Genomic DNA, 23,332 nt, shown 5'->3' on the forward strand with positions numbered 1-23,332 from the left:
CTGGTGTGGTGGCTGCCTGGGCTGGCCATGCTTGCCGTGCTGGCGGGCGGATTCGTGTTCTGGCTGGCGGCGTCGCAGAGCGGCACGCGCTTGCTGCTGACCACCGCCGCCGAGCAATTGAACGGGCAGGCGCTGGACGTGAACGGCTCGCTCCTGCGCGGCGTGACGGTGGGCAGGCTGGATTTGGACGTAAACGGCACGCGCATCGATATCAGCGACCTGCATCTGGACGTGCATTGGCGAGCGCTGGGCGACCGGCTGCTGCACGTGCGCGACGTGTCGGCCGGGTCGGTCCGCGTGGCCATGGCTTCCTCGCCCGAGGAGCCGCCCGCAGAAGACGACGAGCCCTTCACGCTGCCGGCCTTGCCGGTGGACATTGCCGTGGACCGGGTGGCGCTGGGGGAATTCCATCTGCTTCAGGACGGCCAGCCTTTGCCCGTGACGCTGGGTAATCTGAACGCGACCTTCGCCGCCGGGCAGACAGGCGCGCAGCTGCGGATCGCCAGCCTCCGAGTCGGCCACGAGGTGGGCGAGGCCGACGTAAGCGGTCAGGCCGAACTGCAGGGCATGGCGGACCCCTGGCCCTTTGCCGCGCGCCTGGACGTGACGGCGCGGGGCTCGGGTCCCGAGTCTCCGCTGTGCCAGGCCGACCGGCTGAGCGGCGTCTTCGGACCGGCGAAGGCGCAGCCCAAGCCCAAGCCCGTCGACGCGGCTCGCGGACCCGGCAAGGGGCGGGCCGGCGCCGCCGCGAACGGCAAGGGCAAGTCCGGCCAGGCCCCGCCCGCCGCGCCGCCCGAGCTGGTCGGGCCGCCGGCGCCCGCTTGCCAGGTCGTGCTGCGCGCGGACGCGGCGGGTTCGCTGGAGGGTATCCAGGCCAAGCTGGACGGCACGGGCTCCGGCCTGGTGCTGGACGTGGTGGCCGATCTGGCGCCGCGCACGGCCCTGGTGCTGCGCAGCGCCCGGGCGCGGGCCGAGCTGCCGGACAAATCCACGCTGGCGGCGCAGTTCGACCTGCAGGCGGGCGACGCCCCGGGCCGCGACCGGATCGTCGGCTCGCTCAACGCCCAGCGCCTGGACCTGGCTCCCTGGACGGGAGACGCCATTCCGCGGGCGCTGCTGACCATGCGCGCCGACGTGCAGGCCGATATCGAGAATTTGAGCCAACTGCGCCATGCCGCCGTCGATGTGCGGTTCGAAGAGGGCAGCCGCTGGAACCAGCACGCCTTGAGCGGGGCGCTGAAGGCGCAGGTGGACGTGGCCGGCACGGCGCCGGGAGCGGCCACGCCGGACCCGGCGCTCGACCCGCTGGCGGGACTGCGGATCCACGGCCTGGACGTGGACCTGAGGCTGGGGAGCAACCGCATCCGGGCGGCAGGGGAACTGGGCGGCGCGGACGGCGCGCTGACGCTGGACGCGCAAGCGCCCCAGCTGGAAGCATTCTGGCCGGGCGTGCCCGGCGGCGCGCAAGTGCAGGGCAGGCTCAACGGCAACGCGGCCGCCCACCGGGGCGACATCACCGCCACCTACACCCCCCCCAGGCCCCGTCCCGGCTTGCTAGGCCAATCCCGGGCGCAAGCCAACCTGGTCTTTGCCGGCGGCTGGGGCAGGGGCGCCGCGGGCCAGCCTGACGCCGCGCTGGTGGGCTGGCGCGGCACATTCTCCCGGCTGACAGCCGACACCGCCGGCTTTGCCGTGTCCGTGGATCGTCCGGTCGCGCTGTCGTTCCTGCCGTCCGCCGTTGCGCCGCAATGGCAATGGCAGGTCGGCCAGACCGCCCTGAGCCTGACGCTGCCGGGCAAGGAACGCCTGACCCTGGCGCACCAGGGCTCGCGCGGCGGCGGCAAGCGCTGGGAATCCGCCGGGCAGGCCGACAACCTCGTGATCAGCGCCTCCATCGCGCGCCAGCTCGTCGGCGCGTTCGATCCCGAAGCCGCCGCCCAGCTGGGCAAGCAATCCGGGCGCGTGAACGCCATGGTCCCGGACGGCCAGCGCCGCATCGCGCTGGATCTGCTGTGGGACTTGAAGTTCGACGGACGCCTGGCCGGCCGGGCCCGCATCGCCCGCCGCACGGGCGATCTGCTGATCCCGGGCGATCCGCCCATCCCGCTGGGCGTGAAGACGCTGGTGCTGGACCTGACAGCCACGCCCACGTCGGCCAATGCCAGCCGGCTGGACGCCAGGGTGGACCTGTCCACCGACAAGATGGGCTCGGTCAATGGCTCCGGCACGGCGGTGCTGGTGGTGGACGCCCAGGGCGGCATGGCGCTGGATCCCCGCCAGCCGCTGCGCGCCAGGCTCAACGCCGACATCACCGACCTGGCCTGGGTGGGCCTGTTCGTGGGCGATTCGATGGAGATCGGGGGCGCGCTCAAGGCCGACCTGGAAGCCCAGGGCACGCTGGCGGGCCGCTGGACCGCCACGGGCAACATCCGCGGCGAAAAGTTGCGGATGGTGCGCATCGATGACGGCGTGCGGCTGATAGACGGCACGCTTTCCGCCCGGCTGGACGGCGAAAGGCTGGTGCTGGACAGCCTGCGCTTCCCGGCGTCGCTGCGGGTCATGCCGGCGGAATGGCGCACCAAGGAATGGATCACGAGCAACCCCGGCGCGAAGGGCGGATACGCCGAAGCCAAGGGCGAATGGAACATCATGGACGGCGGCGGCAACGTGCGCCTGACGCTCTTTCGCTTTCCCGCCTTGCAGCGTTCGGACCGCTACGCCATGGTGTCCGGCACCATCGAGGTCAGGGCGGCCATGCCGCGCCTGGACATCGTCGGGAACCTGAGCGCCGACGCGGGCTGGTTCAGCCTGGAGATCCTGCAGGGCGTGCCCTCGCTGGATGACGACGTGAGGGTGATCCGCGGGGGCAAGGACCCCTCGGCGGTCTCGACGCCCCTGCAAACCAGCATGAACCTCAAATTCGACATGGGACCGCGGTTCTACATCACCGGCATGGGGCTGGACGCCGGCCTGCTGGGCTCCATCCAGATCCAGCTCAACGACGGCCGGCTGACGGGCTGGGGGCAACTGCGCACGCGCGGCGGCGGCATCGAGGCCTATGGCCAGAGGCTGCGCCTGAGCCGGGGCACCCTGACGTTCCAGGGCCGGCTGGACAACCCCCTGCTGGACATCGAGGCCTTGCGCACGGGCGAACTGGTCGAGGCCGGCGTGCGGGTGGTGGGTACGGCGCAGCGGCCCCGCATCGACCTGGTGTCCTACCCGGACGTCAGCGACGTCGAAAAGCTGTCCTGGCTGCTGCTGGGGCGCGGCCCCGACGAAAGCGGCGGCGACGCGGCCTTGCTGGTGTCGATAGGCACGGCCTTGCTGGGGGGCGGGCAGCCGTTCTTCAAGCAGTTCGGGCTGGACGACGTCGCGGTGCGCACCGGGAACATGGGCAGTTCGGGCAGCATCCTGCCCGACCGCACGGTGGCCGGCAACGTGAACCGGGACATCGGCAGCGATCTCTCGACGCAGTTCCTGGTGGCCAGCAAGAACTTCGCCAACGGCATCACGCTCAGCGTGGAGCAGGCGCTGTCGGGCAGCGATACCGTCGGGCGGGCCAGCTACCGCCTGGCGCGGGGCCTGTCCCTGGATCTCAAGGGCGGTTCGGTCAACGGGATCTCCCTGGTGTACCGGACCCTCTTTGGCAACTGATCCGGGCGCGCGGGCGCAGCGGGACAAGGGCGTCCCGCCGCGCCCGCGGGCAGGGCGGACGCGCTCGGGATAAAATGAGGCCCATTTCATCCCCTAGCACCCTTCCCACCATGAGCATCAAAAGCGACCGCTGGATCCGCCGCCAGGCCGAAGCCGGCATGATCGAACCCTTTGAACCGGGGCAGGTCCGCTCGGCCAATGGCGGGCGCATCGTCAGCTACGGCACCAGCAGTTACGGCTACGACGTGCGCTGCGCCGACGAATTCAAGATCTTCACGAACATCAACTCCACTATCGTCGACCCCAAGAATTTCGACGAAGGCTCGTTCGTGGATTTCAAGGGCGGTGTCTGCATCATTCCCCCGAACTCCTTCGCGCTGGCCCGCACGGTCGAGTACTTCCGTATTCCCCGCAGCGTGCTGACGATCTGCCTGGGCAAGAGCACCTACGCGCGCTGCGGCATCATCGTCAACGTCACGCCGCTGGAACCCGAATGGGAAGGCCACGTCACGCTGGAATTCTCGAACACCACGCCGCTGCCCGCCAAGATCTACGCCGGCGAAGGCTGCGCGCAGATGCTGTTCCTGGAAAGCGACGAAGTGTGCGAGACCTCTTACCGCGACCGTGGCGGCAAGTACCAGGGCCAGCGCGGCGTCACGCTGCCGCGCACCTGATTCAGGGCTTTGGCGCCGGCGCCGGGCGCAGGTAGTCGATATCCCATTCGCTTTCGTCCGTCTGGACGAAGCCGTGCCGGCGATAAAAGCGGTTCGAGTCGCTGTCGCGCAGCGCGCCCACGCGCACCGGCAGCCCGCGGCTGTCGGCAGTTTCCAGGATCCGCCGCATGACCAGGCCGCCCAGGCCTTGTCCCTGCGCGGCGGGCCGCACATACAGGTGGTCCAGGCGCAGGCCGTCGCCGTCGGGGCGCAAGGCGTAGAAGCCGATGCGTTCTCCGTCCTGCTCGATGGACCACGTGTGTTCCGGCCGGAACGTGGCGCGCAGGCGCGAGCGCGCCCGCGCCGGATCGAAGCGTCCCAGCCGCTCCAGGCTTTCGCGCATGGCCTCGATCCGCAGCGCCAGCAGCGCCTCGAAGTCCGCTTCGGACACCGGCTGGAACCGCAGCGTCCGCGTCCCGGAGGGTTTCTCCGAGGTCAGCGCGTCGTAGCCTTGCCCCAGGAATTGCAGGATGCAGATGCCGTGGCCGTACGGATCGCTCAGGTGCGCGATCCGGCCCCAGGCGTGTGTTTGGGCGGGGTCTTCCAGATTTGCGCCCGCCGCCACCGCCTGCGCGACCGCAAGGTCCACGTCGTCCACCACCACGTCCAGATGTACGGGCGTCCAATGCCGCGCGTAGTCGCGCGGCTGGCGCGTGGCGCCCGCCGCCGGCGTGCCCGCAGCTTTTTCCAGCAGATAGATGGGCGCCTGCGCGCCCAGCATTTCCGCGGCCTGCGGCCCCAGTCGTCGCTGCAGTTTCAGCCCGAACGCGCGTTGATAGAAGTCGATGGCGTGTTCAAGGTCGGGCACATCGATGTTGACCAGGATTCTCATGGGTGCTTTCCGCCGTATGAAGCGTAAAAACATAGCACGGGCGCAATGCCTGGTGTTACGCGCCTTGCGCTAAAGAACCCCACGCCGCGTCCGTAAAAAGAGTACATGTGTTTGCCGATTTGGCGACGTCATCTCTGCAAGCGTGAGCAAGGCCCCGATCCGTGCGTTACCCCCACATTCCCTGGTTGCCCCTTCTGTTCTATCCCGCGCTGCCTGTGGCCGCGGCGGTGGGACTTCTGCTCTGGCGGGAATGGCCGCCCGCGCTGACCCTGATCGTGCCGTTCGTGCCGTGGGTGATGGCCCTGATCGGCGCGGCGATCTGCCTGATGTACCAGCGCTCGCAGACGATGGCGCTGATGCTGTGCGTGCTCGCCGTCAGCGCGGCCTGGCCCACGCTCGCGCGCCAGGCGCCCTGGGCGATGGGCCCCATGCTGGCTTGGTGGTCGCTCGTGTACACGATCAACGCCTTGTGGTCGGAACGTTCCAGCATGCTGAGGGACATGGCGGCCCGCATCGCCCTGATGGCCGCGGGCGCGGCCGCGATCGCGCTGGCCGGCAAGGAAGGCGTGGGCGATTTCTTCGGCACGCTTGCGCTGCAAGGCATGCTGGCGCGCCTGGGCGTGCCGGTCGAGGCTTTGGCGGCGCTGCTGGCCACCGGCCTGACCCTGACGCTGCTGCTGTTGCGCTATGGGCGTCCGCAGCAGGCCGGGCAGTGGCTGGGCTTTGTGTGCATGGCCTGGGCCTTGCCGCGCGGCGCGAACCATCCCATCGAACTGGCGCTGATGTCCGCCACCTCGCTCACCGCGCTGTGCATTTCGCTGGCGCACGAAGGCTTTCACATGGCGTTCCGCGACGAGCTCACCGGCTTGCCGGGCCGGCGCGCGCTGAACGAGCGGCTGCAGCGCATGGGTCGCGTCTATACGCTGGCGATGGCCGACGTGGATCACTTCAAGGCGTTCAACGATACGCACGGCCATGACGTCGGCGACCAGGTGCTGCGCATGGTGGCGTCCCAGCTGCGCCGCGTGCCGGGCGGCGGCCAGGCCTATCGCTATGGCGGCGAAGAATTCACGCTGGTGTTCCCGGGCAAGACCGCGGCCGAAGCCATGCCGCACCTGGAAGCCGTCAGACGCGCCATCGAGGCCTACCAGATGCGGCTGCGCGACAAGCCGGCCCGGCCCAAGGCCGATCAGGTCGGCCAGCGCCGGCGCGGCGGCCGCGCAAGCCGTGGTTCACGGCCGCTGCGCGTGACGGTGAGCATAGGCGTGGCCGAGCGCGGCGACGCGCTGCGCGCGCCGGAAGCCGTGATCAAGGCGGCCGACCAGGCGCTCTACAAGGCCAAGGGCGGCGGACGCAACCAGGTGTGCGCCTACGGCGCGCGCCGGCGGGCCAGCGCGGCCTGACCGCCGCGCGGGTGCGGCTCTGGGCGCGGCGCTATTTGCCGGCCAGCGGCAGCGCCATCAGCGCTTCGTCGTAAAGCTCGCCGTTCACGCACAGCGCTTCGGGCTCGTGCCCGTACACGGCAAACCCAAGACTGGCGTACAGCGCGGCCGCCGCCGCGTTGTTGGCGGTCACGCTCAATTGCACCTGCCGGATGCCGCGCATGGTCCGCGCATGGGCGATCGCCGCGTGCATCAGCAGCCGGCCCAGTCCGCGCCCGCGCTGCGAGGGCGTCACGTACATGCTCCAGATGTGCGCCTTGTGGCGCATCTTCAGCATGCGCTGGCGCCCCACGCCCACCATGCCGGCAAGCGCGCCGTCCACAAACACGCCGAACATGGCGCCATCGTTGGCCGGCGCGATCCATTCGCGGATGTCCTCCAATGTCAGCGTGTGTTCCTCTTCGTAACTCGATCCGAAGGATTCCGGGGTTTCAACCAGCGCGTCCAGGCGCAATTGCCGCAGGGACGCGGCATCTGAGGCGGTCAGACGTCGGACGAGAGGATCGGACATGGGGGAAATGGAGTGTTGGGAATAGGGAACGTTCTGGGGCGTTTTGGGCAGTATAGGCGGGCGGGCCTGCCTATAATGGACCTAATGCCGCTTGCGGTTTTCACAAAGGAGCCACTGATGTTCGGTTTCCTCAAGATAAACCAGGACGCCACGCGCGACGAAGTCCAGGAAGAATTCGTGGCTCGTGTGGCGGATGCCGCGCAGGATTTCGTGCAGGCCGCCGGTTCCACCGGCGCCGTGCTGGACTACTCGCTGTCCAGCGTGCACGCGCTGGATGACGCGCTCGAGGCCGCCCATCTCGGGACGCTGCCTCTGACCCCCATGCAAACCGTCGGCGCCGCCGCGTACCTGTACGAGGTCGGCCGCCGCGCGCATGGCGGCTTGTACGAAGTCTGCGACGACGAGGACCCCGTTGTCCTGGTTTGCGGCGAGCCCGGGGCCGAGGTCTGCTTTGGCGCCATTGCCAAGGTCGAGCGGCGCATCCGCTACGGCGCCGCCGAGGCGATACCCGCCTACTTCGACCTGTTCTCGGCCGCCTTGCAGACGGGCGAAGCCCGGACCATCCGCTAGGCTTTGCTCCGCAGGGCCGCCCCTGTTCCTGTGCTGAAAGCGCCCGCTTTTGGCGTCAGGACAACGGCCGGCGCGCCTTCTGGGGATTTCCCTTAGGACTGTAAGAAAAACAGCCCTACAATTCCGCCATTCCCGCCTCCCCGGCGGGTGCTCGCGCCGTCTGTCATTGGACGGGTTTTTACTAGCAGTACCGTCGCGCCGCGATACGCGTCCGATTCGCCTTGCCCCCAGGAGCGCCTGCATGAAATTCCGCTTCCCCATTTTCATCATCGACGAGGACTACCGTTCCGAGAACGCGTCCGGTTTGGGTATCCGTGCCTTGTCAGCTGCGATCGAGGCCGAGGGCGTCGAGGTGATCGGGGTGACCAGTTACGGCGACCTGAGTTCGTTTGCGCAACAGCAAAGCCGCGCCAGCGCCTTCATCCTGTCGATCGACGATGAAGAGTTCGACGTGGACTCGCCGGAGGACGTGGCCAGCGCGATCAAGAATCTGCGCATGTTCATCGGCGAGCTGCGCTTTCGCAATGCCGACATCCCCATCTACCTGTACGGGGAAACGCGCACCTCGGAGCACATCCCGAACGACATCCTGCGCGAACTGCACGGCTTCATCCACATGTTCGAGGACACGCCCGAATTCGTGGCGCGCCACATCATCCGCGAAGCCCGCAGCTACGTCGACAGCCTGCCGCCGCCGTTCTTCCGCGAGCTGGTCAAGTACGCGCAGGACGGTTCGTATTCCTGGCACTGCCCGGGCCACTCGGGCGGCGTGGCGTTCCTGAAGAGCCCGGTGGGACGGATGTTCCACCAGTTCTTCGGCGAGAACATGCTGCGCGCCGACGTCTGCAACGCCGTGGACGAACTGGGCCAGCTGCTGGACCACACCGGCCCCATCGCCGAGTCCGAGCTGAACGCCGCGCGCATCTTCCACGCGGACCACTGCTTCTTCGTGACCAACGGCACCTCGACCTCGAACAAGGTCGTCTGGCATGCCAACGTCGCCGCCGGCGACGTCGTGGTGGTGGACCGCAACTGCCACAAGTCGATCCTGCACGCCATCACGATGACGGGCGCGATCCCGGTGTTCCTGCGCCCCACGCGCAACCACCTGGGCATCATCGGCCCGATCCCGCTGGAAGAATTCCACCCGGACAACATCCGCAAGAAGATCGAAGCCAACCCCTTCGCGCGCGAAGCGGTGAACAAGAATCCGCGCATCCTGACGCTGACGCAGAGCACGTACGACGGCGTCATCTACAACGTGGAAATGATCAAGCAGCAACTGGGCAGCTACGTCGACACGCTGCACTTTGACGAAGCCTGGCTGCCGCACGCCTCGTTCCACGAGTTCTACCAGGACATGCATGCCATCGGGCAGGACCGCCCGCGCAGCCAGGATGCGATGGTCTTCGCCACGCACTCCACGCACAAGCTGCTGGCCGGCATCTCGCAAGCCTCGCAGATCATCGTGCAGGAGTCCGAGACCCGCAAGCTGGACCGCAACGTGTTCAACGAGGCGTACCTGATGCACACGTCCACGTCGCCCCAGTACGCGATCATCGCGTCCTGCGACGTGGCCGCGGCCATGATGGAGCCGCCCGGAGGCACCGCGCTGGTCGAGGAGAGCATCCGCGAAGCCCTGGACTTTCGCCGCGCCATGCGCAAGGTGGAGTCCGAGTTCGGCAAGAACGACTGGTGGTTCAAGGTCTGGGGCCCGAACCGCCTGGTGTCCGAAGGCATCGGCAACCGCGACGAATGGATCCTGGAATCCAACGACCATTGGCACGGCTTCGGCGAAATGGCCGAAGGCTTCAACATGCTGGACCCGATCAAGGCCACGGTCATCACGCCCGGGCTGGACATGTCGGGCAGCTTCGGCGAAACCGGCATTCCCGCCGCCCTGGTCTCCAAGTACCTGACCGAGCATGGCGTGGTGGTCGAGAAGACGGGCCTGTACTCGTTCTTCATCCTGTTCACCATCGGCATCACCAAGGGCCGCTGGAACACGCTCCTGACCGCCTTGCAGCAGTTCAAGGACGACTACGACCGCAACCAGCCGCTGTGGCGCATCCTGCCGGAGTTCTGCCGCGACCATCGCCGCTACGAGCGCATGGGCCTGCGCGATCTGTGCCAGCAGATCCACGAAGCCTATCGCGAGCGCGACGTGGCCCGCCTGACGACCGAGATGTATCTCAGCGACATGGTGCCCGCGCTGAAGCCGTCGGACGCATTTGCCCGCATGGCGCACCGCGAGGTCGAGCGCGTCGACATCGACAAGCTGGAAGGCCGCGTCACCGGCGTGCTGCTGACGCCGTATCCTCCGGGCATTCCGCTGCTGATTCCTGGCGAACGCTTCAACCGCACCATCGTCCAGTACCTGCAGTTCGCGCGCGAATTCAACGAACGCTTCCCCGGCTTCGAAACCTATATTCACGGCCTGGCCGATGAAATTGGTCCCGATGGCGAAAAGCGCTATTACGTTGATTGCCTGATCGAAGAGTAAGACCCGGCGGGTCTGGAGTCCTGATGTTTGATGTAGCCGTACTCGGCGCCGGCGCCGCTGGCATGATGTGTGCAGCGGTAGCCGGCCAGCGCGGCTTGCGCGTGGTGCTGGTCGACCATGCGGAGCGCCTGGCGGAGAAGATCCGCATATCCGGCGGAGGCCGCTGCAACTTCACGAACATCGGCGCCGGGCCCGCCAATTTCCTTTCCGACAATCCGCATTTCTGCCGGTCTGCCCTGTCGGCCTACACGCCGCAGGATTTCCTGGCGCTGATGAAGCGCCACCACATCGCCTGGCACGAGAAGCATCGCGGCCAGCTGTTCTGCAACGATTCCAGCGAATCCGTCATCGACATGCTGCGCGCCGAGTGCGACGCGGGCAATGTGCAATGGCGCATGGGCTGTCCGGTGGCCGAGATCGCCCACGGCGAGCAGGGGTTCGAACTGCGCACCGGCCAGGGCGCGATCCGCGCCGCCAAGCTGGTGGTGGCGACGGGCGGCATGGCGATCCCGCAGTTGGGCGCCACCGACTTCGGCTTGAAGATTGCGCGCCAGTTCGGCCTGAAAGTGGTGGAGCCGCGGCCCGCGCTCGTGCCGCTGACGTTCGACCCCGCGCACTGGCAGGCCTTGTCCGAGCTGTCGGGCGTGGCGCTGGAAGTGAACCTGCACACGGGGCAGGGCAAGACGCGCGGCGAGTTCCTGGAGGACTTGCTGTTCACGCACCGGGGGCTGTCCGGCCCCGCCATCCTGCAGATATCAAGCTTCTGGAAGCCCGGGGAGCCGATCGTGATCGACCTGGCGCCGGGCCGGGACCTGGCCGAAGCGCTGCTGGCGTCCAAGTCCGGCAACCGGCAGCAGCTGCATACGGTGCTGGCCGGGCTGTGGCCCAAGCGCCTGGCCGACCGCTGGCTGCACCTGGCGGAGCAGGGCGGCAAGCCCGGGCTGGCGGCGCTGCGCCTGGCGGATGCGCCGGACAAGACCTTGCGCGCGCTGGCGCAGGACATCCATCAATGGGCACTGGTGCCCAGCGGCACCGCCGGCTACAAGAAAGCCGAAGTGATGCGCGGCGGCGTGGACACGCGCGGCCTGGACCAGAAGTCCATGCAGGCCAAGACCACCCCTGGCCTGTACTTTATCGGCGAAGCCGTGGATGTCACGGGCTGGCTGGGCGGCTACAACTTCCAATGGGCCTGGGCCTCGGGCGTGGCCTGCGGCAAGGCGCTCTAGGCGGCGCCCGGCCCGCGGGCGCCTGACGGCGCGCCGGGCCCGCGGCAGAAATTGTCGATCCGCCATTGTGATATTAAATAAAAATACATATCATTTATGTTTTCGATATTGATCTATGTCCTCCGCCCGGAGGACGGATCCGACGGAGACATGCATGGCCTACACCCTTCCGAACCTGCCGTACGCCTATGACGCGCTGGAGCCTCACATCGACGCGATGACGATGGAGATCCATTACAGCAAACATCACCAGACCTACGTCACCAGCCTGAACGCCGCGCTGGAAGGGGCGGGCATCGTCACGGACGAACCCGTCGAAGCCCTTGTCGCGCGCCTGGACGAATTGCCCGAGGCCATCCGCGGCGCCGTCCGCAATCACGGCGGCGGCCATGCCAACCACAGCTTGTTCTGGTCCGTCATGTCGCCCGAAGGCGGCGGCGAGCCGGACGGCGCGCTGGCGGCGGCCATCGAATCCGAGCTGGGCGGCCTGGCGGCGTTCCGCGAGGCGTTCACCAAGGCGGCCCTGACCCGCTTCGGCAGCGGCTGGGCCTGGCTGAGCGTGACCCCGGAGGGCAAGCTGGCGGTCGAGAGCAGCGCCAACCAGGACAGCCCGCTGATGCACGGCAATACGCCGATCCTCGGCCTGGACGTCTGGGAGCACGCCTATTATCTGAAGTACCAGAACCGCCGGCCGGAATATATCGGCGCCTTCTACAATGTGGTGAACTGGCCCGAAGTGGCGCGCCGCTACGCAGCGGCAAAGGGCTGAGCGCAACGCTCGCAAGGAGTGCCGCGGCACATGAATACCTTCAGCCGTCATCGCTTGCGGCCAGCAGCCACCAGCATCAGCGTCTGGACGCTGGCTGTCATGGTGTCCTGCCTGGGCCTGCACCAGCTCTGGGTCTACCTGGACGTGCGGGCGCCGCACGTGGCCGACGCGCTGCTGGGCGGGCTGGTCGCGGCCGGCGCGACCGCGCTGGGCACGCTGCCCATCCTGTTCGCCCGCACTATCCCCCAGAAGGCGCAGGACAGCATGTTCGGCTTCGGGGCCGGCGTGATGCTCGCGGCCAGCGCGTTTTCGCTCGTGGCGCCGGGCGTCGCCGCGGGCCGGGAGCTGGGCTACGGGCCCTGGGGCGCCGGCCTGACGGTCGGCGCCGCCGTGCTGCTGGGGGCGGCGGTCCTGCTGCTCATGGACCGCACTCTGCCGCACGAGCACTTCATCAAGGGCAGGGAGGGCATGGAGGCCCACCGGCTGCGCCGCACCTGGCTGTTCGTGTTCGCCATCACGCTGCACAACCTGCCCGAGGGCCTGGCGATCGGCGTGGGCTATGCCGGCGGGGACCCCGTGCGCGGCACGGCGCTGGCGACCGGCATCGCCATCCAGGATATTCCCGAAGGGCTGGTGGTGGCCGTGGCCTTGCTGGCCGCCGGCTACAAGCGGACCTTCGCCGTGGCCCTGGGCATGCTGTCGGGCCTGGTCGAACCGCTGGGCGCGGTGCTGGGGGCCGCCATCGTCGGCTGGTCGGCGCCGCTCCTGCCTTGGGGGCTGGGCTTTGCCGCGGGCGCCATGCTGTTCGTCATCAGCCACGAGATCATCCCGGAATCGCACCGCAAGGGGCACGAGATCTACGCGACCTGCGGGCTGATGCTGGGCTTCGTGCTGATGATGCTGCTGGATACGGCGCTGGCCTAGCGGGGCCTGACGGCGAGCGCCTCGTTTTCCGCCTTTTCGGCACGCGGCTTTCGTTGTATGCTTTCGGCGCTGTCACGCATGTTGCGGGAGAGAGCGGCCCGTAAGTCCGGCCGCCGCCGAAGGCGCAATTCGCCCAGAATCGCTCAGGCAACCGATACCGCACATGCTTGCTCCGTCCCGGTTTTCTTACCCGCTGGACGCGGCAAAACAGCACTCTGGAGAGACCTGGCGCCGCCCCTGAACTAGGGACATAGCGAGCAGCCCAGGCGCCGAAGGTGCAAACCCGCCACGCGGGGCAACTCTCAGGCAAAAGGACAGAGGGGCGGAAGATTCAGCCGTGGCGCGGGCGCAGTCCGCTTGCCGCCACCGGCATTCCGTAACCCTGGCATCACTGCCGCCCCGGAGTTCCCGCGCATGTCCGCAACCCTCAAACGCACCCCGCTGGCCGAAGAACACATCGCCGCCGGCGCCCGAATGGTCGATTTCGGCGGCTGGGACATGCCCCTGGCCTACGGCTCGCAGCTCGAGGAGCACCATGCGGTGCGCCAGGACGCCGGCATGTTCGATGTCTCGCACATGCTCAACGTCGACGTGACGGGCCCCGACGCCTACGCTTTCCTGCAGCGCCTGGTCGCCAATGACGTCTCCAAGCTGACGGTGCCGGGCAAGGCGCTCTACAGCTGCATGCTGAATCCGCAGGGCGGCGTCATCGACGACCTGATCATCTATTTCTTCGCGGCCGACGAATGGCGCGTCGTGGTCAACGCGGGCACGGCCGACAAGGACGTCGCCTGGATGCAGCGCGTGAAGCAGGCCGGCTCGTTCGACGTCGTCATTGCTCCGCGCCGCGACCTGGCCATGGTGGCCGTGCAGGGCCCCAACGCCCGCGCCAAGCTGTGGGCAGCGCGCCCGGCGTGGCAAGCCGCCACCGAACCCCTGACCCCCTTTGTCGCCGCCATCGTGGGCGACGACACGCTGGTCGCCCGCACGGGCTACACCGGCGAAGACGGCTTCGAAATCGTGCTGCCCGCCGCCGAGGTGGCGCAGCTCTGGCGCGACCTGGCTGCCCAGGGCGTGCGTCCGGCCGGCCTGGGCGCGCGCGACACGCTGCGCCTGGAAGCCGGCATGAATCTGTACGGCCAGGATATGGACGAGCTGACCCAGCCCGGCGAAGCCGGCCTGACCTGGACGGTGTCGCTGAAGAACGCCGACCGCCGTTTCATCGGCCGCGACGCGCTGGAGCAGTTCGCCACCCCCGCCGCCTTCCTTGGCCTGAAGCTGCAAGAGCGCGGCGTCATGCGCGCGCACATGGCCGTGCGCACTCCGCAAGGCGCGGGCGAACTCACCAGCGGCACCATGTCGCCCACGCTGGGCGTGTCCATCGGCTTTGCCCGCCTGCCGCAAGGCGTGCGTCCGGGCGATACGGTGGAGGTCGACATCCGCGGCAAATGGGTGCCCGCCCTGGTCTGCAAGCTGCCATTTGTCCGTAACGGCAAAGCCGTCGAACACTCGTAAACTCGAAGCTTCGCGCGAGCGCCGGCCCGGCCTGGGCGACGGCCGCCCGCGCGAGGCGCGCAACACCATTCATCTACCCGCATTCCCTCAGGAGTTCCCATGAGTCTGCCCACCGATCGCAAGTACACCGAGTCCCATGAATGGGTCAAAGCCGAAGGCGACGTGTTCGTCGTCGGCATCACCGACACCGCCCAGGATCAATTGGGCGATCTGGTTTTCGTTGGCGACGTAAAGGTCGGCGCCAAGCTGAACGCGGGCGAAACCGCCGGCGTGGTCGAGTCGGTCAAGGCCGCCTCGGACATCTACGCGCCGGTGGCCGGCGAAATCGTCGCCTTCAACGAAGAACTCGAAAACAACCCCAACCTGATCAACGAATCGGCTTTCACCGCCTGGATCTTCAAGATCAAGCCGGTCAACGCCGCCGACGCCGACAAGCTGCTGGACGCCGCCGGCTACGAAGCCGTCGCCAACGGCTAAGCCGGCTCGTGGCGGGCGAGGGGCCGACCAGGCGCCGCGCCCGCCACGCAAGAAGCACTACCGTCCGTCCCTCGACGACACCCGCTACCCCGAGATCTCCCCATGTCGCGCGCCCTAGACACTCATACCGACTTCATTCCCCGCCACATCGGCCCCTCCGACGCCGACCAGGCCGCCATGCTTGCCGTCATCGGCAGCGCCAGCCTGGATGCCCTGATCGAAGAAGTCGTGCCCCCGAAGATCCGCAGCCAGGCGCCGCTGGCGCTGCCGCCCTCGCGCAGCGAAGCCGACGTGCTGGCCGAACTGAAGCAGATCGCGGGCCGCAACAAGGTCTACCGCAACTACATCGGGCAGGGGTACTACGGCACGCAGACGCCCAATGTGGTGTTGCGCAACATTCTTGAGAATCCCGCCTGGTACACGGCCTACACGCCCTACCAGCCCGAGATCTCCCAGGGCCGCCTCGAAGCCCTGCTGAACTACCAGACCATGGTCGCCGACCTGACCGGGCTGGACATCTCCAATGCCTCGCTGCTGGACGAAAGCACCGCCGCCGCCGAAGCCATGACGCTCGCCCGCCGCGGCGCCAAGTCGCAGAGCCCGGTGTTCTTCATTTCGCGCCACGTGCATCCCCAGACCATCGAAGTCGTGCGCACGCGCGCCGAGGGCCTGGACATCGAGATCGCCGTGGGCGACGAGGCCGAAGGCCTGCCCGAGTGCTTCGGCGTACTGCTGCAGTACCCGCACAGCACGGGCTCCGTCTCCGACTACCGCAAGCTGGCCGAAGCCGCCCATGCGCAAGGCGCCGTGGTCGCCTGCGCCACCGACCTGCTGGCGCTGGCCCTGTTGGCCGCCCCGGGCGAGTGGGGCGCGGACATCGCCATCGGCTCGGCCCAGCGTTTTGGCGTGCCGTTCGGTTTTGGCGGCCCGCACGCCGGCTTCATGGCCTGCAAGGATTCGTTCAAGCGCAACATGGCCGGCCGCCTGGTCGGCGTGTCCAAGGACGCCCAGGGCAACCCGGCCATGCGCCTGGCGCTGCAAACGCGCGAGCAGCACATCCGCCGCGAGAAGGCCACCTCCAACATCTGCACCGCGCAGGTGCTGCTGGCCGTGATGGCCGGCATGTACGCCGTGTGGCATGGCCCCGCCGGCATCCGCCGCATCGCCGAGCGCGTGCAGCGCAGCACCGCCATCCTGCGCGCCGAGCTCATCAAGCTGGGCGTGAAGGTCGTCAACGACACCTTCTTCGACACCCTGCTGCTCGAAACCGGCGCCGCGACCCCCGCCATCCTGACCGCCGCCGACTGCGAGCACATCAACCTGCGCCGCGTCGATGGCGCCCGCCTGGCGGTCTCGCTGGACGAGACCGTCACCGTCGCCGACCTGCAAGCGCTGGTCAACGTCTTCGCCTCCGGCCTGGAACGCGATGACGTCGAGCTCGACATCGACGCGCTGGACGCGGCGGCCGCCGGCGGCATCCCCGCGCCGGTGGTCCGCGAAAGCGCGATCCTGACGCATCCGGTGTTCTCCAGCGTGCAGTCCGAGACCGACATGCTGCGCTACCTGCGCAAGCTGGCCGACAAGGACCTGGCCCTGGACCGCACGATGATCCCGCTGGGTTCGTGCACCATGAAGCTGAACGCCACGGCCGAGATGATTCCCATCACCTGGCCCGAATTCGCGCTGATCCACCCGTTCGCGCCGGCGTCGCAAAGCCAGGGCTACAACGAGCTGATCGACCGCCTGTCGGCCGCGCTGTGCGAAATCACCGGCTACGACAACATCAGCCTGCAGCCCAACTCGGGCGCGCAAGGCGAGTACGCCGGCCTCCTGGCCATCCGCGGCTATCACCAGGCCAACGGCCAGCACCAGCGCAACATCTGCCTGATCCCGTCGTCGGCGCACGGCACCAACCCCGCCTCGGCCCAGCTGGCCGGCATGGACGTGGTGGTGGTGGCCTCCGACGCCAACGGCAACGTGGACCTGGCCGACCTGCGCGCCAAGATCGAACAGGTCGGCGACAAGCTGGCCGCCCTGATGATCACGTATCCGTCGACCCACGGCGTGTTCGAAGAAGCCGTGACCGAGATCTGCGATCTGGTCCACAAGGCCGGCGGGCAGGTCTACCTGGACGGCGCCAACATGAACGCGATGGTCGGCGTGGCCCAGCCCGGCAAGTTCGGCTCGGACGTGTCGCACCTGAATCTGCACAAGACGTTCTGCATTCCGCACGGCGGCGGCGGCCCGGGCGTAGGCCCCGTGGCGGTGCGCGCGCACCTAGCGCCCTACCTGCCCGGCGTGGTGAACGAACAGGGCAAGCTGGCCGGCGACGCCCGCGTCGGCCCGGTCTCGGCCGCGCCGTTCGGCTCCGCCGGCATCCTGCCGATCCCGTTCGTGTACATCGCGCTGATGGGCGCCGACGGCCTGCGCCGCGCGACCGAGGTGGCCATCCTGAACGCCAACTACATCGCCACCCGCCTGCGCGGCCACTATCCGGTCCTGTACGCGGGCCGCAACGGCCGCGTGGCGCACGAGTGCATCCTGGACGTGCGCCCGCTCAAGGAAACCAGCGGCATCAGCGCCGAAGACATCGCCAAGCGCCTGATGGACTATGGCTTCCACGCGCCGACCATGAGCTTCCCGGTGGCCGGCACCCTGATGGTCGAACCGACCGAATCCGAGGGCGTGGCCGAGCTGGACCGCTTCATCGACGCGATGATCTCGATCCGCGAGGAAATCGCCCAGGTCGAACGCGGCGAACGCGATCGCGACGACAACGTCCTGAAGAACGCGCCGCACACCGCGCAGATGCTGCTGGCCGAGGAATGGCTGCACGACTATCCGCGCCAGCAGGCCGCCTACCCGGTCGCGTCCCTGCGCGACGCCAAGTACTGGCCGCCCGTGGCCCGTGTGGACAACGCGTACGGCGACCGCAACCTGGTGTGCGCCTGCCTGCCGGTCGAGGCCTACGCCTGAGGTCTTGAAGAGAGGCCCGGCGCGGGCCGGGCGCCTCTTTCCCTCTGGTCCGGGCAACAAAAAGCCCCCGTCTTTCACCGACGGGGGCTTTTTCATTGCCTTCAGACTGGCAGGATTACTTGGCGGGCGCTGCCTTGCTGGCGGCGCCGAAGTCTTCCGCGATGCTCATGAACGTGTTGAGCAGGATCTGCAGGTTGTCCTTGCCGATTCCGCCTTCCGCATTCATGTCCATCTGCAGCACGGCCCGGTTCTTTTCGTCCAGGTAGGCGCGGGTCCAGCGGTATTCCTGGTTCCAGGCGTTGATGGCCTTCAGCGACATCGGCTTCTTGCTGGTGTAGGTGGCGGTCATCACCAGGTCCAGGCATTTTTCGGTGAAGTCGTTGCACAGGAATTCCAGGCGCAGATCGCTGGCGCCGGTGGAGCCTGCGTTCAGGACCAGCACGGGGCCTTCGTCGCCGTCCGACTTGTTCACCGTGTAGCCCATGTCGTCCAGCATGCTGGCCACGGATTCCAGGTTGAAATCCTCCATCACGCCGACGGCGGGCGCGGCGGCTGCAGGCTCTTCCTCGGACTCCATGCCGATGCCCGGGGCTTCTTCCCCGTCGTCCATCGAGCCCAGGCCGGAGGCGCCCAGGAGGCCGCTGAAGAGTTCTTCGGCGGGGATCTTCTTGCCGTTCAGGTCGCCCATGCCGTCGGCAAAGGTGAACTTGCCGACGATGTTGTCGCCGTCGTTCTTGCCGACGTTGAACATTTCGGCCATGCCGGACATCTGGCGCACCTGCTCGTCGGCCTCGGCGGCTGCCTTGTCCGCCGCCAGGCCTTCCTTCTTGATGGCGTACTGCGTCATCAGGTCTTGGATCATGGGCTTGGAGATGACCAGCGTGGCGTCGATCTTCTTGATGGCCTGGACCGCGATTTCCTGGGGCGTCAGATCCTTGGCGTTGGCCGGATTGGCCAGATCCAGCGTGAAGGTCAGCTTGCTTTCGCCCTTGGCCGTCTTCCAGCTCAGGGGATCGATGCTGAACGACGGGTTGCCCGCCAGCAGCTTGCCGGCGTTGTCCAGCAGCACCTGGAACTGCTCGTCCTTCAGGCCTTCGTCGTCCGCGCCCAGCATGTACTGGCGCACGAGCTGGTTGTAGGTCTCGGACAACTGCTTGATGGCCTGGCCGTCCAGCTTGGCCAGCTTGACCACGGCCTGGCCGTTGCCCAGCGCCACGTCGTTCACGGTGATGTCGCCGGTCTGGTAGGCGGCCTGCGCGTTGATCGACTTGTCGTCTTCGGAGAGCTTCACGCCGTAGCCGAAGTTGTCCAGCGCGACCTTGACCTCATCGCCGGGCCGGGTGACGTCGATGCGCTTGATCTTCAGGTCCGAATCGCCGATCGAGACGCCGAACTTGCCCATGCGGCTGTTGACGTCGATGGTCATGCCGGCCACCGAGATCACGACCGGGTCGGGACTCTTGGCGCCGTCGACGGCCAGCTTGTCCATCACGCCATGGGCGGTGACGGCCTGCGTGTCGCGGTCGAAGGTGCCGTCGATCAGCATGCCGCTGAAATCGACCGAATTGCCCTCGTGGGTGACCGTCACCGGCGCGATCCTGGCGGTCGAGCTGGAGTGGCCGCCGTAGCTGACGATGGTGTCGGCGGACAGGGGCGAGACGTCCTTGGTCAACTCGAACACGGGCTTGATGTTGTCCGTCTTGGCGATTTCCGCGTGGACGAACGCCAGCTTCGGCGCGACGGCGCCGCGCGCCAGCGCGCTCTTGGGGAAGGGGCCGTGTTCGACGTTGGCGTCGAATTCGATCATGCCGGCGGGCATGTCGTCGGGGCTCTTGTCGTTCTTGACGAACGACAGGCCGTAGCGCGCCTGCGTCGAGAACAGGCTGCGCTCGTACTTCAGTTGATCCAGGCGCAGACCGAACAAAGGCGTGAGCTTTGCCAGCTTTTCATTGGCTTCGGCCAGATGGCGCTGCGAGCTTTCCTCGATGCGCTTGCCGGTGTACCACGTGGCGCCTACCCAGCTTCCCGCTCCCACTATGACCACCCCCAGGGTGATCGCTACGCTCTTTTTCATCGTTCTGCTTATATCGTTGATTTTCGAGTCATATCCGATGGTTGCGGCGGTTCCGCCGCCACGCCTGTGACAGCGGGCCCATCCGGAATACACGTATTCATCGGCCCGTAAGGCCCGCGGCGAGTATACCGAGACGCGTGTCTCCTCAACCACGAGTCAGTTACCGAAGATTTCAAAATGAAAGCCGGCGCTGTCGCGCCGGCTGTTTTGTCGACAATTTCGAGGGTTTACAGCGGATCGAGCGGGTAGATCGGACGCCGCACGTTCTTGAATTCGAGCTGGCCGTAGTCGGACGTGGTGACGCCCACGCCCGTGCACTCGATGATGTCGGTAGCCATGTCCGAGAACCCCGCGCGCCAGTGCACCCGGCTCTTGAGCACGACATAGCGCTTTTGCAGCGGGTCGATGCCGGCCGACAGCAGGCAGTTGATGTCGAAGGGCTCCTGGTGGCGCGACACCACCACGATCTCCACCCGGCCGGTGTCGATGACGACGGTCAGGCCGGTGTCGTTGCGCACGCCGCGATACATGGGGCCGCGGTTCAGGTAGACGCCATCGAACACCAGCTTGACGCGGCCGGTCACTTCCAGCGGTTCGCTGGGCTCCTTGATGGCGGGCATGGCGAGCTTGCCGCCCAGCTTGAGCGTGATGGTCTTGCCCACGCCGGCGCCGGCCGCCTCCAGCGCCGCCTGCGGGTCGCAGATGGCGTAGAAGACCACGTTGTCGAGCTCCTGGCGCAGCACTTCGGCCAGGACGGCGGTGGTGTCCATGGTGCCGCCCGAGCCGGTGTTGTCGAAGTGGTCCAGCAGCACGACGGGGCCTTGCCCGATGGCCTTGGCGCGCGCGATGGTGGGCGCCAGCGGCTCGGGGTGAAACACCCAGTCGGCGCGGCCGGCCCAGGCTCGCTCCAGCAGTTCGTCGCGGTATCGCTCGGCGTCGGCCAGGTTGGCGTCGGTACAGACCACGGCGCTCAGGCCCGCCTCGCGGATGTCGGCGTGGGGAAAGCCCACGAAGACGGAGGCGGCCAGCACGCCGCCGGCCTCCAGCTCCTTGCACCGTTCCTGCAGGGGCTTGTTCGGGGCCGCGTGCGTGCCCTGGCGCATGATGTGCGGCAGCATGGGTTTGTTGGCCCAGGCCATCACCGGCTTGATCTCGCCCTTCAGGGCGCGAACGATGACGTTGGCGGCGCGCACGCCCGACTCGCGGATGTCCACGTGCGGATAGGTATGGAATCCGCTGATGACTGTGGCGTTGCGCACGATGTCGTCGTAGATGTTGGCGTGCATGTCCAGCGTCACGGCCACCGGGGTCTTGGGATCGATTTCGCGCAGGCGGCGCAGCAGGTCGCCTTCGGCGTCCTCAACGCCCTCGGCGACCATCGCGCCGTGCAGGTCCAGCAGGATGGCGTCGAAGCCGCCGCGCTTGACCTCGTCCAGGATCAGCCTGCACAGCCGTTCGTGGGTCTCGGCGCTGGCGGGGCCGCTGGGCCAGGACTCCGCCGCGACTGGCACGACCATCTCGGCGCCTTCGCGGCGCGCCACCTCGATGTAGCCGCCCAGGCCGCTGTCGGTGTTCTCGTAGGCCTTGATGGCGCGGTCGCCGGCCAGGATTTCGGGGTCGCCGCGGAAAAAGCGTTCAAGCGGGGTCGGCACGGGCGAAAAAGTATTCGTCTCGTGCTTGATCATTGCCAAAAGCCAACGCATGGGAGTTCCTGTGGTTGCCGTGGAAAGTCAGTTCGTCGTGGGCGGCTGCGGCCAGGGGCGCTGCGCGGGGCGCATCCGTTCCCAGGCGCGCGCCAGGCGCAGGACGCCCAGGTCGTCAAAGCGCGCGCCCGCGATTTGCAGCCCGATGGGCAGGCCGGTCCGGGTGTAGCCGCAATTGACCGACGCGGCGGGCTGCTCGCTCATGTTGAAGGGCAGCGTGAAGCCGATGTGGTGCATCGTGGTCGCGACGTCGTTGGTGGGAGAAGGCCATTCGGCGTTGTAGGCCACCACGGGCGCCACGGGCGACAGCACGTAGTCATACGGGGCGCAGGCCGCGACGGTCCTGGCCCGCACGTTCAGCGTTTCGTAGTAGCTGCGGAACACGGCTTCGCCGGATTGGCCGCCGCCGCTCTCCGCCCAGGCGCGGATGAAGGGCAGGATCTTCGCGCGGCGCGCCTCGGGCAGCGCGCCCAGGTCGATCGCCGAGCGGGTGCGCCAGAAGCGGTCCACGCCGTCCAGCATGTCGGGCGTCATCCAGGGCTGCATGGGCGCGACGATGGCGCCCGCCGCCTCGAAGGCGCGCGCGGCGGCCTCGACGGCCTCGCGGGTCTCGGGGTCCAGGGGCAGCCCGCAGCCGGCATCCAGCAGCAGGCCGATGCGCAGGCCGCGCACGTCCTGCTCCAGGTTCAGCCAGTCGAAGTCCTGGAAGGGCAGGCTCATGTGGTCGCGCGCGTCGGGCTGCGACAGCACGCCCATCATCAGCGCCGCATCGGCGATGGTGCGCGTCATGGGGCCGGCGCAGCGGCCCATGAAGGGCGGATCGATGGGGATGCGGCCCAGGCTGGGCTTGAGCGTGGCGATGCCGCACCAGGCGGCCGGCAGGCGGACGGAGCCGCCGATGTCGGTGCCGATGTGCAGCGGGCCATAGCCGGCCGCCGCCGCCGCGCCCGCGCCGGCGCTGGAGCCGCCGGGGTTCTTGGACAGGTCCCAGGGATTGCGCGTGAGCGCATGGAAGCTGGACAGCCCCGACGACAGCATGCCGTAGTCGGGCATGGTGGTCTTGCCGAGCAGCACAGCGCCGGCTTCGCGCATGCGCGCCGCGGGCGGGGCGTCGGCCGCCGCGGGGGCGAGGTCGGTCGCCGCGGTGCCCAGCGGTATCGGCACGCCGCGGGTGGCGATGTTTTCCTTGATGGTGGCGGGCACGCCGTCCAGCGAGTAGCCGCCGCAGGATTGGGGCTCGCCCTTCATCCAGCGGGCCTCGGAGGCGCGCGCCATGGCCAGCGCGCCTTCCGGGTCCAGCGCGTAGGTGGCCTTGAGCTGCGGCTCCCAGCGCTCGATGTGCTCCAGCACGGAGCGGGTCGCTTCGACGGGCGAGAGGGTCTTGTCGCGATACGCCTGCAGGAGTTCCTGGGCGGACAGTTCATGCGGTTGTGGCATCTCGGT

Annotated in this window: 16 protein-coding genes and 2 riboswitches; of the genes, 11 read left to right on the forward strand and 5 right to left on the reverse strand. The window is 67.9% G+C overall.

The features are described from left to right. Positions 1-27: 27 nt before the first annotated feature. Positions 28-3,654, forward strand: a complete 3,627-nt coding sequence (locus tag ACFWP0_RS06860) for a translocation/assembly module TamB domain-containing protein (protein WP_377841178.1) — start codon at positions 28-30, stop codon at positions 3,652-3,654. Between the two features lie 110 nt (positions 3,655-3,764). Beyond that, positions 3,765-4,328 carry a dCTP deaminase gene (dcd, locus tag ACFWP0_RS06865; protein WP_377840704.1) on the forward strand — a complete coding sequence of 188 codons (564 nt, stop codon included), beginning with the start codon at positions 3,765-3,767 and terminating at the stop codon, positions 4,326-4,328. A gap of 1 nt (position 4,329) precedes the next feature. Here the strand turns inward: dcd and ACFWP0_RS06870 are convergent, their stop codons facing one another. Next, the gene (locus ACFWP0_RS06870; RefSeq protein WP_377840705.1) at positions 4,330-5,199 is read right to left on the reverse strand and encodes a GNAT family N-acetyltransferase; all 870 of its coding nucleotides are present in this window, start codon (positions 5,197-5,199) and stop codon (positions 4,330-4,332) included. A 161-nt stretch (positions 5,200-5,360) separates the two neighbouring features. Here ACFWP0_RS06870 and ACFWP0_RS06875 point away from each other — a divergent pair, with 161 nt between their 5' ends. Next, positions 5,361-6,602 (forward strand): diguanylate cyclase, encoded by a 1,242-nt coding sequence (locus tag ACFWP0_RS06875; protein ID WP_377840707.1) that lies wholly within the window; start codon positions 5,361-5,363, stop codon positions 6,600-6,602. A 31-nt stretch (positions 6,603-6,633) separates the two neighbouring features. On the opposite strand, the gene ACFWP0_RS06880 is transcribed toward ACFWP0_RS06875, so the two are convergent. Beyond that, positions 6,634-7,152, reverse strand: a complete 519-nt coding sequence (locus ACFWP0_RS06880; RefSeq protein ID WP_377840709.1) for a GNAT family N-acetyltransferase — start codon at positions 7,150-7,152, stop codon at positions 6,634-6,636. Positions 7,153-7,269: 117 nt separating this feature from the next. Between ACFWP0_RS06880 and ACFWP0_RS06885 the strand changes: the two genes are divergently transcribed. The 8 genes from ACFWP0_RS06885 (at position 7,270) to gcvP (ending at position 18,112) form a co-directional block, all read left to right on the forward strand. Continuing rightward, positions 7,270-7,722, forward strand: a complete 453-nt coding sequence (locus tag ACFWP0_RS06885; protein ID WP_377840711.1) for a hypothetical protein — start codon at positions 7,270-7,272, stop codon at positions 7,720-7,722. Between the two features lie 241 nt (positions 7,723-7,963). Further along, positions 7,964-10,225: an Orn/Lys/Arg decarboxylase N-terminal domain-containing protein gene (locus ACFWP0_RS06890; protein WP_377840713.1), complete on the forward strand. Its 2,262-nt coding sequence runs from the start codon at positions 7,964-7,966 to the stop codon at positions 10,223-10,225. Between the two features lie 23 nt (positions 10,226-10,248). Further along, positions 10,249-11,451 carry an NAD(P)/FAD-dependent oxidoreductase gene (locus ACFWP0_RS06895; RefSeq protein ID WP_377840714.1) on the forward strand — a complete coding sequence of 401 codons (1,203 nt, stop codon included), beginning with the start codon at positions 10,249-10,251 and terminating at the stop codon, positions 11,449-11,451. 154 nt (positions 11,452-11,605) lie between these two features. Continuing rightward, positions 11,606-12,220 carry a superoxide dismutase gene (locus ACFWP0_RS06900; protein WP_377840716.1) on the forward strand — a complete coding sequence of 205 codons (615 nt, stop codon included), beginning with the start codon at positions 11,606-11,608 and terminating at the stop codon, positions 12,218-12,220. A gap of 30 nt (positions 12,221-12,250) precedes the next feature. Continuing rightward, positions 12,251-13,144, forward strand: coding sequence for a ZIP family metal transporter (locus tag ACFWP0_RS06905; RefSeq protein ID WP_377840718.1), 894 nt, complete (start codon positions 12,251-12,253; stop codon positions 13,142-13,144). Between the two features lie 74 nt (positions 13,145-13,218). Then, a riboswitch (glycine riboswitch) is annotated at positions 13,219-13,314 on the forward strand. A 35-nt stretch (positions 13,315-13,349) separates the two neighbouring features. Next, positions 13,350-13,472: riboswitch (glycine riboswitch) on the forward strand. An 86-nt stretch (positions 13,473-13,558) separates the two neighbouring features. Continuing rightward, entirely contained in the window at positions 13,559-14,659 is a 1,101-nt protein-coding gene (gene gcvT, locus ACFWP0_RS06910; RefSeq protein WP_377840719.1) for a glycine cleavage system aminomethyltransferase GcvT, read from the forward strand. 99 nt (positions 14,660-14,758) lie between these two features. Further along, positions 14,759-15,136: a glycine cleavage system protein GcvH gene (gene gcvH, locus ACFWP0_RS06915; RefSeq protein WP_042795177.1), complete on the forward strand. Its 378-nt coding sequence runs from the start codon at positions 14,759-14,761 to the stop codon at positions 15,134-15,136. Between the two features lie 102 nt (positions 15,137-15,238). Continuing rightward, positions 15,239-18,112 (forward strand): aminomethyl-transferring glycine dehydrogenase, encoded by a 2,874-nt coding sequence (gene gcvP, locus ACFWP0_RS06920; RefSeq protein ID WP_377840721.1) that lies wholly within the window; start codon positions 15,239-15,241, stop codon positions 18,110-18,112. A gap of 115 nt (positions 18,113-18,227) precedes the next feature. Here the strand turns inward: gcvP and ACFWP0_RS06925 are convergent, their stop codons facing one another. From ACFWP0_RS06925 to ACFWP0_RS06935, 3 genes are all read right to left on the reverse strand, one after another. Then, positions 18,228-20,186 (reverse strand): DUF945 family protein, encoded by a 1,959-nt coding sequence (locus ACFWP0_RS06925; RefSeq protein ID WP_377840723.1) that lies wholly within the window; start codon positions 20,184-20,186, stop codon positions 18,228-18,230. Between the two features lie 227 nt (positions 20,187-20,413). Then, positions 20,414-21,889: a M81 family metallopeptidase gene (locus ACFWP0_RS06930; RefSeq protein WP_377840724.1), complete on the reverse strand. Its 1,476-nt coding sequence runs from the start codon at positions 21,887-21,889 to the stop codon at positions 20,414-20,416. Between the two features lie 27 nt (positions 21,890-21,916). After that, entirely contained in the window at positions 21,917-23,326 is a 1,410-nt protein-coding gene (locus tag ACFWP0_RS06935) for an amidase (RefSeq protein WP_377840726.1), read from the reverse strand. Between the last annotated feature and the right edge of the window lie 6 nt (positions 23,327-23,332).

It is taken from the genome of Achromobacter sp. NPDC058515 (assembly GCF_042721735.1).
Taxonomy (GTDB): Bacteria; Pseudomonadota; Gammaproteobacteria; order Burkholderiales; family Burkholderiaceae_B; genus Achromobacter.

Bases quoted from the DNA above. Each gene is read 5' to 3' on its own strand.
- ACFWP0_RS06905 (WP_377840718.1), top strand. From the start codon at position 12,251: ATGAATACCTTCAGCCGTCATCGCTTGCGGCCAGCAGCCACCAGCATC.
- ACFWP0_RS06880 (WP_377840709.1), bottom strand. From the start codon at position 7,152: ATGTCCGATCCTCTCGTCCGACGTCTGACCGCCTCAGATGCCGCGTCC.
- ACFWP0_RS06895 (WP_377840714.1), top strand. From the start codon at position 10,249: ATGTTTGATGTAGCCGTACTCGGCGCCGGCGCCGCTGGCATGATGTGT.
- ACFWP0_RS06900 (WP_377840716.1), top strand. From the start codon at position 11,606: ATGGCCTACACCCTTCCGAACCTGCCGTACGCCTATGACGCGCTGGAG.
- ACFWP0_RS06930 (WP_377840724.1), bottom strand. From the start codon at position 21,889: ATGCGTTGGCTTTTGGCAATGATCAAGCACGAGACGAATACTTTTTCG.
- ACFWP0_RS06870 (WP_377840705.1), bottom strand. From the start codon at position 5,199: ATGAGAATCCTGGTCAACATCGATGTGCCCGACCTTGAACACGCCATC.
- gcvT (WP_377840719.1), top strand. From the start codon at position 13,559: ATGTCCGCAACCCTCAAACGCACCCCGCTGGCCGAAGAACACATCGCC.
- ACFWP0_RS06885 (WP_377840711.1), top strand. From the start codon at position 7,270: ATGTTCGGTTTCCTCAAGATAAACCAGGACGCCACGCGCGACGAAGTC.
- ACFWP0_RS06890 (WP_377840713.1), top strand. From the start codon at position 7,964: ATGAAATTCCGCTTCCCCATTTTCATCATCGACGAGGACTACCGTTCC.
- ACFWP0_RS06925 (WP_377840723.1), bottom strand. From the start codon at position 20,186: ATGAAAAAGAGCGTAGCGATCACCCTGGGGGTGGTCATAGTGGGAGCG.
- ACFWP0_RS06860 (WP_377841178.1), top strand. From the start codon at position 28: ATGCTTGCCGTGCTGGCGGGCGGATTCGTGTTCTGGCTGGCGGCGTCG.
- ACFWP0_RS06935 (WP_377840726.1), bottom strand. From the start codon at position 23,326: ATGCCACAACCGCATGAACTGTCCGCCCAGGAACTCCTGCAGGCGTAT.
- dcd (WP_377840704.1), top strand. From the start codon at position 3,765: ATGAGCATCAAAAGCGACCGCTGGATCCGCCGCCAGGCCGAAGCCGGC.
- gcvH (WP_042795177.1), top strand. From the start codon at position 14,759: ATGAGTCTGCCCACCGATCGCAAGTACACCGAGTCCCATGAATGGGTC.
- gcvP (WP_377840721.1), top strand. From the start codon at position 15,239: ATGTCGCGCGCCCTAGACACTCATACCGACTTCATTCCCCGCCACATC.